General features: G+C 71.4%; 12 protein-coding genes. 5 read left to right on the top strand and 7 right to left on the bottom strand.

The genetic code is table 11. The features are described from left to right. Positions 1 to 38 precede the first annotated feature (38 nt). Positions 39 to 509, top strand: coding sequence for a hypothetical protein (locus tag ACYQ1K_RS08040; protein ID WP_459982307.1), 471 nt, complete (start codon positions 39 to 41; stop codon positions 507 to 509). Continuing rightward, complete coding sequence (locus ACYQ1K_RS08035; RefSeq protein ID WP_459982306.1) at positions 448 to 636, top strand: hypothetical protein; 189 nt, start codon at positions 448 to 450, stop codon at positions 634 to 636. The genes ACYQ1K_RS08040 and ACYQ1K_RS08035 overlap by 62 nt, the downstream gene beginning before the upstream one ends. A gap of 53 nt (positions 637 to 689) precedes the next feature. On the opposite strand, the gene ACYQ1K_RS08030 is transcribed toward ACYQ1K_RS08035, so the two are convergent. After that, the gene (locus tag ACYQ1K_RS08030) at positions 690 to 1,775 is read right to left on the bottom strand and encodes a ScyD/ScyE family protein (RefSeq protein ID WP_459982305.1); all 1,086 of its coding nucleotides are present in this window, start codon (positions 1,773 to 1,775) and stop codon (positions 690 to 692) included. Positions 1,776 to 1,992: 217 nt separating this feature from the next. On the opposite strand from ACYQ1K_RS08030, the gene ACYQ1K_RS08025 reads away from it, so the two are divergent. The 3 genes from ACYQ1K_RS08025 (at position 1,993) to ACYQ1K_RS08015 (ending at position 6,478) form a co-directional block, all read left to right on the top strand. After that, positions 1,993 to 2,595, top strand: a complete 603-nt coding sequence (locus ACYQ1K_RS08025; RefSeq protein WP_459982304.1) for a hypothetical protein — start codon at positions 1,993 to 1,995, stop codon at positions 2,593 to 2,595. A gap of 135 nt (positions 2,596 to 2,730) precedes the next feature. After that, complete coding sequence (locus tag ACYQ1K_RS08020; protein ID WP_459982303.1) at positions 2,731 to 3,111, top strand: STAS domain-containing protein; 381 nt, start codon at positions 2,731 to 2,733, stop codon at positions 3,109 to 3,111. A gap of 7 nt (positions 3,112 to 3,118) precedes the next feature. Next, a complete protein-coding gene (locus tag ACYQ1K_RS08015; protein WP_459982302.1) occupies positions 3,119 to 6,478 on the top strand; it encodes a SpoIIE family protein phosphatase in 3,360 nt (1,119 codons plus the stop codon). A gap of 1 nt (position 6,479) precedes the next feature. Here the strand turns inward: ACYQ1K_RS08015 and ACYQ1K_RS08010 are convergent, their stop codons facing one another. The 6 genes from ACYQ1K_RS08010 to ACYQ1K_RS07985 all read right to left on the bottom strand — a co-directional run bounded on the left by ACYQ1K_RS08010 (position 6,480) and on the right by ACYQ1K_RS07985 (position 12,996). Next, on the bottom strand, positions 6,480 to 7,859 hold the full coding sequence (locus ACYQ1K_RS08010) for an FAD/NAD(P)-binding protein (protein WP_459982301.1): 1,380 nt from the start codon (positions 7,857 to 7,859) through the stop codon (positions 6,480 to 6,482). A 51-nt stretch (positions 7,860 to 7,910) separates the two neighbouring features. Then, positions 7,911 to 9,386, bottom strand: a complete 1,476-nt coding sequence (locus ACYQ1K_RS08005; RefSeq protein WP_459982300.1) for a serine/threonine-protein kinase — start codon at positions 9,384 to 9,386, stop codon at positions 7,911 to 7,913. 40 nt (positions 9,387 to 9,426) lie between these two features. Then, positions 9,427 to 10,377: a ferredoxin family protein gene (locus ACYQ1K_RS08000; RefSeq protein WP_459982299.1), complete on the bottom strand. Its 951-nt coding sequence runs from the start codon at positions 10,375 to 10,377 to the stop codon at positions 9,427 to 9,429. Further along, on the bottom strand, positions 10,374 to 11,489 hold the full coding sequence (locus ACYQ1K_RS07995) for a cupin domain-containing protein (RefSeq protein ID WP_459982298.1): 1,116 nt from the start codon (positions 11,487 to 11,489) through the stop codon (positions 10,374 to 10,376). Before ACYQ1K_RS07995 ends, ACYQ1K_RS08000 begins: the two co-directional genes overlap by 4 nt. Beyond that, positions 11,490 to 11,738 carry a hypothetical protein gene (locus ACYQ1K_RS07990; protein WP_459982297.1) on the bottom strand — a complete coding sequence of 83 codons (249 nt, stop codon included), beginning with the start codon at positions 11,736 to 11,738 and terminating at the stop codon, positions 11,490 to 11,492. It lies immediately after the preceding gene. Positions 11,739 to 11,811: 73 nt separating this feature from the next. Further along, complete coding sequence (locus ACYQ1K_RS07985) at positions 11,812 to 12,996, bottom strand: alcohol dehydrogenase catalytic domain-containing protein (protein ID WP_459982296.1); 1,185 nt, start codon at positions 12,994 to 12,996, stop codon at positions 11,812 to 11,814. Positions 12,997 to 13,022: the final 26 nt, after the last annotated feature.

The following is a 13,022-nucleotide window of genomic DNA, read 5'->3' as shown; positions in this document are numbered from 1 at the left end:
GTCACGAGACGCAGTGTGCGGCTCGTGGAGGGGGATCGATGTCTGGGATCGTCCAGCATCTGCTGGCGACGCCGATGTGGCTGACGCTGGCGGTCGTGTTCGCGCTGCCGGCGCTGGAGTCGTCGGCGTTCCTCGGGTTCGTGTTCCCGGGCGAGACCGCCTTGTTGCTCGGCGGGGTGTCCGCCTGCCAGGGTCACGTGCCGGTCGTGGCCGTGGCGCTGGCGGGGGTGGCCGGCGCCGTCGTCTGGGGCGGCCTCATGGTCGCGATCGGCTACTTCGCCGGCAACAGCTGGCATGCGGTCGCGCACCTCGTCACGGGCGTCGGCGGCGCCGTCACGATCGCGGTGGTCGCGGCACTGGTCGGCGTACGGCTTGTTCGTCGCCTCGCTCATCGAGCGGCCCGCCGTCGGGTACAGGGAGGGCATGAGAGGCCTCATCGGAGTGATCGTGGTGGTGTGGCTGCTGATCGGCGTGCTGGCCGCGTGGCAGCGGGGCTACTTCGGGAATGACCGCAACGTCAGCTGCAAGAGCTTCGGCGACACGGCGCTGACGATCGTGGCGGGGCCGCTCAACTACGTGGGCGCGAACCCGAAGGTGGACTGTTCGAAGGTGAAGGTGCCGCAGCCCTCGAAGTAGGGGCGCCCGCAGACGCGAGGGGCCGTGGGACGGCCCCTCGCGTCTGAAGAGGCTCAGCGACGGAAGCGGACCACCTTGCCGCCCGGGTGGCCGCCGGGCTCGAGGCCGACGAGCACGTCGGTCGTGGCGTAGAGGTGCCCGTGCCGCCAGTCGAGCGCACCGGGCATGTTCACGTCGGCGTACGTCCGCGTGTGGTGGCTACCGCGCTTGATCTTGGAGATGGCGTGGCCGAACAGCTGTGACACGAAGACGTCGCCCCGGCGGTTGACGGCCAGACCGATCGGGGCGGAGAGGCCGCCGACGACCTGGACCGGCTTGTGTCCCTTGATCCGGTAGAGCGCGCCCAGCGGCATCTGCTCACCCAGGCCCCCACCCTCGGTCGTCACGAGGAGCCGACCGTCGGCCGCCTTCTGGACATCGGTCGGCACCGGCTCGCCGTAGTAGGTCAGCCCGACGGCGCAGCGGGGGAGGTGCATGCCCTTCGCGAGGCTCCGGGTGATCTTGACCGGCACCGCTGGCAGCACCGCGACCGTGTGGATCCTGCCGTGCCGGTTGATGGCGATGACGGCGTTCATGCCCGCGTCGGCCACGTAGGTGAGCCGCCGCGTCTGCCACGTCGCGTAGGGGTGGGAGTCCTTCATTCCCTGGTAGACCGCCGGGCCCGCCTCGGCGACCGGCCACTTGCTGGCACAGGTGGGGCTGATCCCGCGCGCACCGTAGGTCACCTTGCCGTCGGGGTTCCTCCGGTTCTCGTAGGCACGGACATGCGCGAGCGTGCGGGCCGTCCCGTCGGGCCGCAGCACCTTGACCCACGAGTCGGCGGGGTTGCCCTGCGCGTCGCTCGCTGTCTCGGTGAAGACGACGCGTCCCCTGCGGACCGAGACGCCCCCGACCTCGTTGCCGCCCGTCGAGGAGTAGACGACCTTCGGTGCCTGGCCTGGCCGCACCTTGGCGAGGACGCCGGCGAAGTTCTGCGTGACGTACGCCGCCCCGCTGTCGGTGACAGCGAGGCTGAGCGGGCTGATCAGCCCGCTCGCCATCGTCTGCCGCGGCCGGGCCGCCTCCGCTTGCGGCACGGCGGCGACGCCGGCGGCCAGTGCCAGGGCGGCGACGCCCGCGATCGTCTGGAATATCCGCATCGAGCTGCTCCTTGGGTCGTCAAAAGTAAAGGAATTGAGTAGCCCAGCGCGAGCGGGGGCATTGCGAGCGGCATGGTTCGGGTACTTCCCCAGAATCGGGTACTCGTCGCTGTCACGCCCTCACCTCGGCGAGGTATCTCCCACGATGGCGGGCGTGCGGGGCCGGCGGGGCACGCGACGCTCGGTGCGCGACCAGAGGCGAGAAGGAAGGTGTCAGATGAGGCGAGCGGGGGACCAGGGCGGCGGGGGCAGTGTCCGGGCGGTCGACCTGCGCACAGGGCGGACGATCACGTTGCTCCTCGACGGGCGCCGGCTCCAGGTCGTCGAGCCGGACCGCACCAGTGACCGCGGCGACTCGGTCACAGAGTTCGCGACCGACGAGCTCGTGCTGGCCGGCACGGTGGCCGGTCGCGTTCGGGGCCGGGGCGGTGCATGGGCGCTGACCCGCACGGTCAGCATCGACGACCCCCAGTGGGGCTCCTGTGCACCGGCGTGGTCCTGGGTGCTTCTCCCCGAGGAGTCGCCCGCGGGACGACGCGCGGCGGAGCGCTTCGTCCACGACCTGCGTGCAGCTATGCCTCAGCAGCGCTGGGTTCGCGGCATCCGCTTGAGCAAGGTCGCGCGGAAGGGCAGCAGCGACGCAGCGGGGGAGCTTCTCGAGCTCGCCCGCCAGCGGGACCCGGAGTTCGCGGCGAGATGCGACGAGATCGTCCAGGAACGGCTGCGCCGTGGGTTCGCCCACACCGACCATGCCGAGCAGGTGCTGCTCGACGCGCTGCAGTGGCGAGCGGGCGGGAGCGCGGCGACGTCGAGGTCGTGAGGCGGCCGCAGAGCACGATCACGTCCTGAGCGGCCCGGCTGCTCGTCGGCGCTCCGACGCAGGGCCATCCCGGGGGTGCAGAATGACGGATGTCCGGGTACGGGCCCGGCGTCAGCATCGACCCGAGGAGCGCAGGTGTCGCTTTCAGAGCCCGACCATCCCGACAACGAGGCGTTGTCGTTCGACGTGTCCTTCGTCGACAACGCCTGCGTCGTGAGGGTGAGCGGCGACATCGACATCACGACCGCTGAGCGGTTGCGCGCGCGCCTGCTTCAGCTGGCCGACGAGGGGCATGTCAACCAGGTCCTCTCGCTCGAAGGCGATGTGTTCCTGGACTCGGCGGGCTTGGGCGCCGTCGTCTCGATCCGGCGCCGCCTCCAGGTGCTGGGCGGCGCCCTGGTGCTGGCGTGCACCAATGAGCTCGTGCTCCGGCTGCTGCGGCTGACCAGCCTGGACAAAGTCGTCGCCATCCATCCGACCGCCGAGGAGGCGCTCGACCGCGAGTTCGCAGACTGAGCCGCGCATGACGACGACCTCGATGCGTGAGACGCTCGGCGCGGCCGGCAATGTCGGCGGGGACCTCCTCGCCGTCGACTGGGCCACCACGCCGCTGGGCGATCCGGAGGCCTGGCCCCTGACGCTGCGCAACGCCGTGAGCACGATGCTCACGACGAAGTTCTCCATGTGGATGGCGTGGGGGCCGGACCTGACGTTCTTCTGCAACGACGCCTACCGGCGGGTCACGCTGGCCAGCAAGTACCCGTGGGCCCTCGGCCGGCCGGCCCACGAGGTCTGGTCCGAGATCTGGCCCGACATCGGACCCCGGATCGAGCGGGTGATGACGACCGGCGAGGCCAGCTGGGACGAGGGCCTGAGGCTCTTCCTCGAACGCTCCGGCTACGTCGAGGAGACCTACCACACCTTCTCCTACAGCCCGCTGACCGACGACGAGGGGTCGATCAGGGGCATGCTGTGCGTGGTCGCTGAGGTCACCGAGCAGGTGGTCCAGGAGCGCCGGATGAGCACGCTGCGCGATCTCGGGATCCGGGTGTCCACGGCCGAGTCGGTGGCCGACGCGGTCCGGGCAGGCTGCGACCACCTGGCCTCGAACGACGAGTCGCTGCCCTGGGTGGCCGCCTATCTCTTCGACGAGGACCGCAGCGCCGTGCTGGCCGGCACCGCCGGCATCCGCAGGGGACACGCGGCGGCGCCGCTGCGCATCGATGTGGCCGACCCCGACCCGGTCTGGCCGATCGACGCCCTGGCCAAAGGTCAGCACGTGACCGTCGAGGGCGTCGACGAGCGCTTCCCCGACCTCCCCACCGGCGCGTGGACGGTGCCGCCCCAGAAGGCGGTGCTGGTCCCGCTGCTGAAGCCACTGGCCGAGACGCCGTACGGGTTCCTGGTGCTCGGTGCCAACCGGCATCGACCCGTGGACAAGTCGTTCTTCGACTTCGCGGACCTGATCGCCGGCCACTTCGCCGCGGCCATCACCGACGCGCTCGCGATGGAGCAGGAGAAGGAGCGCTCCCAGGCGCTGGCGCGCCTGGACCAGGCGAAGTCGGACTTCCTGGCCAACGTCAGCCACGAGCTGCGGACGCCCCTCACGCTTCTGCTGGGCCCCGCGGAGGACGCCCTCGCCGACGACCGCCATCGCCTGGATGCCACCCAGCGCAAGCGTGTGGAGGTCATCGCTCGCAACGGCACCCGCATGCTGGGGCTTGTCAACAACCTGCTCGACTTCTCCCGTCTCGACACGGTGCGCGACGAGTCGACGTTCCAGCCGACGGACCTGCTGCGCTACACGACGGAGCTGGCCAGCATGTTCGAGACCGCCGTGGAGCGTGCGGGCCTGCGGCTGACCGTGGGCGGCACCCTCGACGGCGAGGTGTACGTCGACCGCGGCCACTGGGCCAAGATCGTGCTCAACCTGCTCTCCAACGCCTTCAAGTTCACCTTCCACGGCGGCGTCACCGTCATGGTCGACCAGGACGGCGAGTCGGCTGTGCTCCGGGTCGCGGACACCGGGACGGGCATCGCCGAGTCGGAGCTGTCCCGGCTCTTCGAGCGCTTCCACCGTGTCCGTGGGGCCGACTCCCGCAGCATCGAGGGGTCCGGCATCGGCCTGGCGCTCGTCGCACAGCTCGCGGACCTTCACGGCGGCGACGTGGGGGTGACCAGCAGGCTCGGCGAGGGCAGCACCTTCACGGTCAGCATTCCCCTCGGCCGCGACCACCTGCCCGCCGACCACGTCGTGGAGGTGGCCGAGCCACCGCTCGCAGACCCCTCCGCGGTCGGAGACGCACGCTCGATCCTGCGGGAGACGCTGAGCTGGCTCGACGCCGCCGCGGCCACCGACGAGCCGGAGCCGCCGCCCGGCGCGCCGGACGGCGACCGAGCCACGGTGCTGGTCGTCGACGACAACGCCGACATGCGGACCTACGTCTCGAGCCTGCTCTCGGAGGACTACCGCGTCCTGCTGGCCACCGACGGCGTGGAGGCGTTGGAGGTGCTCGACGCACAGCCGGTCGACGTCGTCATCTCCGACGTGATGATGCCGGGCCTGGACGGGTTCGGGCTCCTGGCGCGGATGAAGCAGGACGCGGTGCTGGCCGCGGTGCCGGTGATCATGCTCTCCGCGCGGGCCGGCGAGGACGGCATGGCCGAGGGCCTGGATGCGGGCGCCGACGACTACCTCGTCAAGCCGTTCGCGGCGCGGGAGCTGCTCGCCCGGGTCCGCGTTCAGCACCGGCTGCTGCAGCTGCAGCGCGCGGCCGCAGAGGCGGACCGCCGTACGGTCGCGCGCGAGCTCGCCATCGCCGACGAGCTTCAGCACAGCCTCCTGCCCGACGTGGAGGCGCACACCGAGGCGCTGGAGATCGCCACGTTCTACCGGCCCGGGGTCGAGGGCACCCAGGTCGGCGGCGACTGGTACGACGTCATCAACCTCGGTGCCGGTCGCACGGCGCTGGTCATCGGCGACGTGATGGGCCGGGGCGTGCGGGCAGCATCGGTCATGGGCCAGATCAAGGCCGCCGTGCGCGCCTTCGCGCGTCTGGACCTCACCCCCGGCGAGGTCATCGAGAACCTGGACGCCATCGTCCAGGACGTCGCGCCGTTCGGGATCGTCACGTGTGTGTACGGGGTCTACGACGATGCCGACCGGTCGCTGACCTACGCCAACGCGGGGCACCTCCCGCCCATCCTGGTCGCGCCCGACGGGACGACGACACGCCTTCCGGTCGACGGCCCGCCACTGGGCGCGGGGTACGTCGGCTTCGACACCAAGCGGGTCGAGCTTCCGGTCGGCTCCCTGTTGACGGTCTACACCGACGGGCTCGTCGAGCGGCGTGGGCTCGACCTCGGCAAGCGGCTGGACACCCTCGAGCAGACCCTCGTCGAGCGTCGTGACGACCCCGTCGCCGACCTGCCGGGCACGGTGGTCGGCCTCCTGGCCAGCAGCACCCACGACGACGTCGCGCTCGCCGTGGTCAAGCTGCACGACTCTGGCAGCGAGCAGATGAGGCTGCCGTTGAGGGAGGACTACAGCGCGGTTGCCGCCTCACGAAGGGCGGTCGCCACCCAGATGCGCGCATGGAACGTGCCGAACCGCGTCATCGCCGACCTCGTGCTGCTCACCAGCGAGCTGGTCACGAACTCGCTGCGCCATGCGCGGGGCCCCTACGAGCTCCTCCTGCGCCGCGTCGACGGCGAGGTGGTCGTCGAGGTCGGCGACGCCACGGCGCAGCGCCCCCGCCGACGTCGTGTCGACGGGGACGCCGAGAGCGGCCGGGGCCTGACGATCGTCGAAGCCGTCGCCGACAGCTGGGGGAGTCGGAGCACCGCCGACGGCAAGGTCGTCTGGGCGGCGTGCCACTACTGAGTCAGGCGGCGACGGCGCGGGTGCGACGGGTGAGCGCCAGTGCCGCCGCCGCGGCCTGAGCCCGGATCTCGGGGATGGCCGTCGACTCCCACAACGTGCCCTTGCGTGCCGGACCGATCGTGAGAAGTCCGTCGACGACCGCCCCATCGGCCCCGATCAGCCGGCCGTCGACGGTGGTGGCCAGGCCCAGACCGAGCGGGTCGGAGGAGATCAGCCCTCTCTCGCGCAAGGCGGCCAGCAGCGGGTCGGTCGTCGTCGCGACGTCGAGGTGGGGGCCAGTGCAGTTGACCACCGCGTCCACCTCGAGCGACGGTCCGTCGGCACTCGTCGCCACGGCGCATCGTCCGCCGAGATCGGTGACGGCGTGCAGCGTGCCGGTCTCGACCGTGAGGCGGCCCTCGAACCGATACCGCTGCAGCCGCAGCGCGACCTCAGGCGCCATGCGGTGACGACGGACCTCCCACTCGCCGGCGTAGACCGCGAGGAAGCGGCGACGCTCCTCGAGCAGAAGTCGACGCCAGACGTCCTGAGCCACGGGGCGCAGCCCATCGACGACGTTGCGCCAGCCGACGCCCTGGCGGCTCGCCGCCTCGCACTCCTCGCGCACCGCGGCCGCCAGCTGGTCGGCGGTGAGCGGACCCTCCGGCACCTTGGTGACCCAGGACGTGTGCTGCTGGGCGACGTGCGGCTTGGGCAGCCGGCCGCCACGGCTCACCATGCGCACCTGCCGCCCGGGTCCTTCCTCCAGAAGCGTGATGACGGTGTCGACCGCGGTCAGTCCTGTCCCGACGACGAGCACCCGGGCGTCGTCCGGCAGGGTCCGGAGCCGGCCGAGCTCCCACGGGTTGGGCAGATGCCACGACGCGTCCGGGATCGTCGCACCCGCGCCCGCAGTCCGGAGCCGACGGGGCGCCTGGTTGCCGTGGCAGAGCACGACGGCGTCGGCCAGGCTGCGAGTGCGCTCGGTGACGATCTCGAACGTGGTCGCCTCGCCGGTGGGAACGATGTCCAGGACGCGGCCGGCCTGGATCCGCAGCCGGTCGTCGGCGACGTCGGTCAGCCGGTCCTGCAGGTAGGTCGCGTAGTCCGCGCGAGGCAGGAAGCCCTGCGGGTCGTCGCTGCGGCCTGTGCGCATCGCCCACTCGAGCAGGTCGCTCGGCGCATCCGCCAAAGCGCTCATGTGTCGGGCCCGCACGTTGAGAAGGTGGCGCTGGTCGTTGGTCCCATAGGCGACGCCGCGACCGACGACACCGCTCGCCTCGTGGATGACGACCTCCAGCCGGGGGTCGTCGGACCGCGCGAGGAGGTTGATCGCGGTGAGCACGCCGCTGGCGCCCCCACCGACGACGGCGACTCGGATGGGATAGGCCTCGGTGCTCACACCGTTAGACTACTAGATTAATGCAGTTTGACCAGAAAGGCTCGCCCTGCCTTATCGAGGCTCCCCGTCGATGCGGTAGTGGCCATCGGAGTAGACGAGGCGCAGCTCGACGTCATCGGAGGAGAGCCGATGACGCGGGTCGTCATAGGCGACGTGGTAGCGCACGGTCATCGACGAGGGGTCGGCGCGCACGTCGCTGACGGTCGCGCTCCTGATCGGCGCCCACCAGGCGTGATATTGGCTCCAGCCGCCCGATGCCCGCTGGAAGGCGGGGGTCAGCATCGTGAAGGCCGAGCGCGGGTCTCGTGTCACCGTGTCCAGATAGTCGGTGATGAACGACGCCATGCCGGCTGCCGTAGGGCCGCTCGACGCGGCGGGCGGCGTCGACGGCGCCGTCGAGCCGGCCTGCGGGCTGCTCGGCGATGAGGACGTCGTCGACGAGCCCGCGGCGCCGCCGACTCGGTGGGGTGTGGCGGAGCCGGATCGCCCCAGCAGCCAGGCGCCGACCAGGAGGACCACGACGAGCGCCGCCGCCACGGAGGGCCAGAGGAGTCCGGCATGACGACGCACGGGCGGGGATGCCGGTGCCGGTGCCGGTGCCGGTGCCGGCGTCAGTGCCGCCGTAGGCGCCGGAGCCACGGTCCGCGCCGCGATCCGCGCCGAGGTCGGGGGCGGTGGCGGGGGGACGGCGGGGAGCCGCATGGTCTCGTGGCGCACGGTGGTGGTCGGCGCCGCGTCGAGGAACGCGGAGACCTGTGCGGCCGTCCAGCGCCGCTCGGGATCCTTGACCATCGTCGCGGCCAGGACCGTGCCGAGGGGTCCGGAGCCCAAGGGGAGCCGAGGCGGCTCCTCGTGGACGATCTTGACCAGACCGGCGACGAGGTTGTCGCCCAGGTCGTAGGGCGGCCGCCCGGACAGCGCCTGGAAGAGCGTCGCGCCGAGGGACCACATGTCGCTCGCGGACGTGGCGAACCGCCCCGACGCGACCTCCGGAGCCAGGTAGGCGGGGGAGCCGGTGAGCATGCCGGTCGCGGTGAGCGTGTCGTCCGAGGCGCCGCGGGCGATGCCGAAATCGGTCAGCTTCGTCGTGCCGTCGGGCATCACGATGAGGTTCGACGGCTTGACGTCGCGATGCGTGATGCCGGCGGCGTGCGCGACCCGGAGCGCCTCGGCCGCCTGCCGGATGATCGCCGCCGCCTCCTCCGGCGGCAGGCCACCGCGGTCGGCGGCGAGCCTCGACAGCGTCGTCCCGGCGACGTACTCCATGACGAGCCACCGGGTGTCGCCGTCCTCAGCCAGGTCGAAGACGGTCACGACGTTGGGGTGGCTCAGCCGCGCGGCGAGCTGCGCCTCGCGCTGGACGCGAGCCTGGTTCTGGGCGCCGGGGAACTGACCGAGGCGCTTGAGCGCGACGTCACGTCCGAGCACCTCGTCGTGAGCGAGCCAGACAAAGCCCATGCCGCCTCGGCCGACCTCCCGGATCAGCTTGTAGCGTCCGGCCACGAGCTCGGAGTCGACAGTCACCACGGGAACCAGACTGCCAAGCCGCCGGGCGAGGACCAAGCCGTCACAGCCTCACCGTCTCGATCACGTCGTGCACGCTCACGCCTTCGGGTCGCGTCGCCTTGCAGGTGAGACGCTCGGCCGGCTCCGCAGCGCGGGTGGTCCGCACCCGCACGGCGTAGCGGTTCGCGCCCGCCTCGAACTCCGCGCGCGTCACCTCGCCCTCGGTCGTGGCCCGGACCAGTCTCAAGCCGCCCACGGCCGTGAGGTGCAGCTCGCGACGAAGCCCGATCTCGGCGGCCTGGACCGGCATCGGGTACGACGAGCGGCCGCGGAGGTCGTTCAATTGGAGGTCACCTGCCCGATGGGCATCGACGACGGCCAGCGCGCGCTCGGGATCGAGGCGCCCGTAGTAGAGACCGTGCGGCAGCACGACCATGTTGCCGGCGAACCGGTCGCCGCCGATGTGGGAGACCTCCCAGGTCTCCTCGGGGTACGCCGCCGCCAGCGCCTTCGCGATGGGACGGCCCCGCTCCGCGCAGCACGTGTCGTGACGGCCGTTGGTGCACACGCAGTAGAGGTCGCCGTCGTACGACGACAGACCGGTGCTGCCCCCGGCCCGGAACGCGCCGAGGTCGAGGTCGAGCACGTCGAGCGGGTCTGCCACGACCGCCGACTCGATCCGAGGGCCGACCGGGTCGGCGTAGGCGGCGAAGACGCGGAGTCCGTCCTCGTTGGACGGCTCGGAGCTGAACCGGCGGATGAGCAGGATCTTCGCGTGGTGCTCATGAGCACGTCGCTTGAGCTCGGCGCCGAGTCCGTCCGGCAGTCGGGCGTCCAGCAGCGCGGTGGCACCCCACGGGCCGACGTGCTCGATCAGCACCCAGGTCCTGACGTGGGTCGCCGACCCAGCGACGGGCTCGGACCGGGCGAGGCTGGCGGCGGAGCAGCGCCACCGGGCCTGCGCCGCCTCGCCCGCTCTCGGCTCGGTGCTCGCAGCATCGGAGAGCGTCATGCGAGCTCCAGCAACCCTTCCCTGATCAGTCGTCGACACAGCACCAGACTGCTCTGCGGGTCCAGGGGCAGGTCCGCCGGGGTGAACTGGGCGCGCGCACGGACCTCCTCGACGGCCGCACGGATGCGGGCGGGGCCCGTCATGGCGCGGTCGCCGAGCAGCACCTCGACCGTGTCGCCGTGGTCGAGCAGCACGCAGGGGTGCCCCGGTCGCCGGCGCAGAAGGGTCTCGACGTCGATCGACTCGACTCCGAGCACGTCACGCAGGCCGCCGGTGAGCCGCGGCGGCCGGGAGGTCAGGAACCGGCGGATCTCGGCCTCGGCGGCGCTGGTGGCGTCGAGACGGCGTACGTCGTCCGCGAGGGCCTGCAGTCGCTCCGCGAGCCCAGGGGACAGGACCGCCGGGTCGTCCAGGTATCCGGCCGGCAGATGCTCGTCGCTGACCCGCTTCACGAGCGGAGCGATCGTCCGCTCGAGGAGTCCGCGCCAGGTCAGCTGGTTGATGCCGATCGTCACATGCAGCGAGACCGTCTCCTGGGCGCGAGCGGCATGGGGCGTGCCGGTCGGCAGGTACATCGACACACCCGGCTCGAGCAGGACCTCCTCCGGACCGTCGGCGCCGTGCACCTCCCACTGCTTGGAGCCCGCCGTCTGGAACACGAAGACGTCGTGGCTGTCGGAGTGCACAGCGAAGCCCTGGGCGCCGGCAGGGGTGAGGTAGGCATTGGCCTGGCAGGGATGGCCCAGCTCCAGCTCGAGCTGGGCGACGAGCCGGGTCAGTGGCGGGTGGTAGCGGTGCAGTCCCTGGTAGACGATGGTCGCGCCACCGGCAAGGAGCTCGAGCGCCTTGCGAGGGTCGACGAGGCCGGTCAGCTGCTTGCCTGCGATCGTCGCCTGGCGTGTGAACGACGACTCGGGCAGGACCGCGCCGTCCTGGGCGACCCTGATCGCCGGCGTGCGGATCGCGGTGTCGGTGAGAAGTCGGTCCGCGTCCTCCAGCGAGAGCAGACCGGTGAGGCTGTCGGCGTCTGTGCGGTGCAAGTGCATACGGGACGCCCAGACCTTCGCGAGGAAGGTCTGGGCGTCACCGCTCAGCAGGTCGAGTGCGCTCACTCAGGCGTCGGTCCCGTCGCCGTCGGTGCTGTCGCCGTCGGTCCCGTCGCCGTCGGTCCCGTCGCTGTCTGTTCCGTCGCTGTCTGTTCCGTCGCTGTCTGTTCCGTCGCCGTCCGTGCTGTCGCCGTCGGTCCCGTCCCCGTCGCTCCCGGCGCCATCGGTGCCGTCGCTGTCACCGCCCAGGGAGGACCCAGGGCCGGTCCCGCCGGTGGTGGTCAGCTCGTCGTCGCTCAGCGGCTCGTCCGTCATCGTTCCTCCTGCTCTGAGGGGTGGTCGTGTCGATCATGTACCCCGATCGGTGCAGCGGTACAGCACCTCCTCGTCACGGGTTGAACAACACCTTCACCATGCCGTCCTTCTTGGCACGGAAGTCGGCGTACGCCGTCGGCGCGGCATCCAGCGGTAGGTGGTGCGTCGCGAACGACTCGACGCCGAGCACGTCCTCGTCCTGCTGGAGGAGGTCGAGGATCTGGTCACTCCAGCGTCGCACGTTCGCCTGGCCCATCCGGATCTGCACCTGCTTGTCGAAGAGCTGCATCATCGGGATCGGGTCGACGGCGCCGCCGTACACCCCCGAGATGGAGACCGTGCCGCCGCGGCGCACCGCGCCGAAGGCGCTGGTGAGCGCGGCCAGCCGGTCGACGCCGGCCTTCTTCATGAAGGGCTGGGCGAGCGCGTCGGGCAGCAGCCCGACCATCTTCTGGGTCATCTCGACCAGCGGGGAGCCGTGGGCCTCCATGCCGACCGCGTCGATGACAGCATCGGCGCCCCGGCCGCCGGTGAGCTCGCGCACGCGCTCGGCGAGCTGCTTGCCGGCATCGTCGATGTTGATCACCGCGGCGCCGCGCGACGCGACGCGCCCGAGTCGCTCGGTCAGCCGGTCGGCGACGATCACGCGAACGCCGCGGTGCAGGGCGATGCGAGTCGACATGTCGCCGATCGGGCCGGCACCGAGCACGAGCAGGGTGTCCTCGGGGCCGACGCCGGCGTACTCGACCGCCTGCCACGAGGTCGGCAGCACGTCGGAGAGGTAGACGAACCGGTCGTCCGGCGGGCCCTGGGGGACCTTGATCGCGCCGAAGCCGGCGAACGGGACGCGGAGGTACTCGGCCTGGCCGCCCGGGATCTGGCCGTAGAGCAAGCTGTAGCCCAGGAGGCTCGCCCCAGTGTCGTGCTCGTGGTTCTGCGTGGTCTCGCACTGGCTCTGCAGGCCGCGCGAGCACATCCAGCACTCTCCGCAGCTGACGTTGAACGGCACGACGACACGGTCGCCGGCCGCGAGGTTCGTGACGCCGCTCCCGACCTCCTCGACGATGCCCATCGGCTCGTGGCCGACGATGTCGCCGGCGGTCATGAAGGGGCTCAAGGGGTCGTAGAGGTGGAGGTCGGAGCCGCACAGCCCCGTGGTCGTCACGCGGATGATCGCGTCGGTCGGCTCGGTGATGCTCGGGTCGGGCACCTCCTCCACGCTCATGTGCTTGGGGCCCTGCCAGGTCACGGCGCGCATCGGTCCTCCTTCGTCGGTGGTCGGGG

This window comes from Nocardioides sp. AN3, assembly GCF_054653495.1.
Note: the sequence above shows the minus strand (reverse complement) of the source record. Positions and strands in the feature narration are given on the sequence as shown.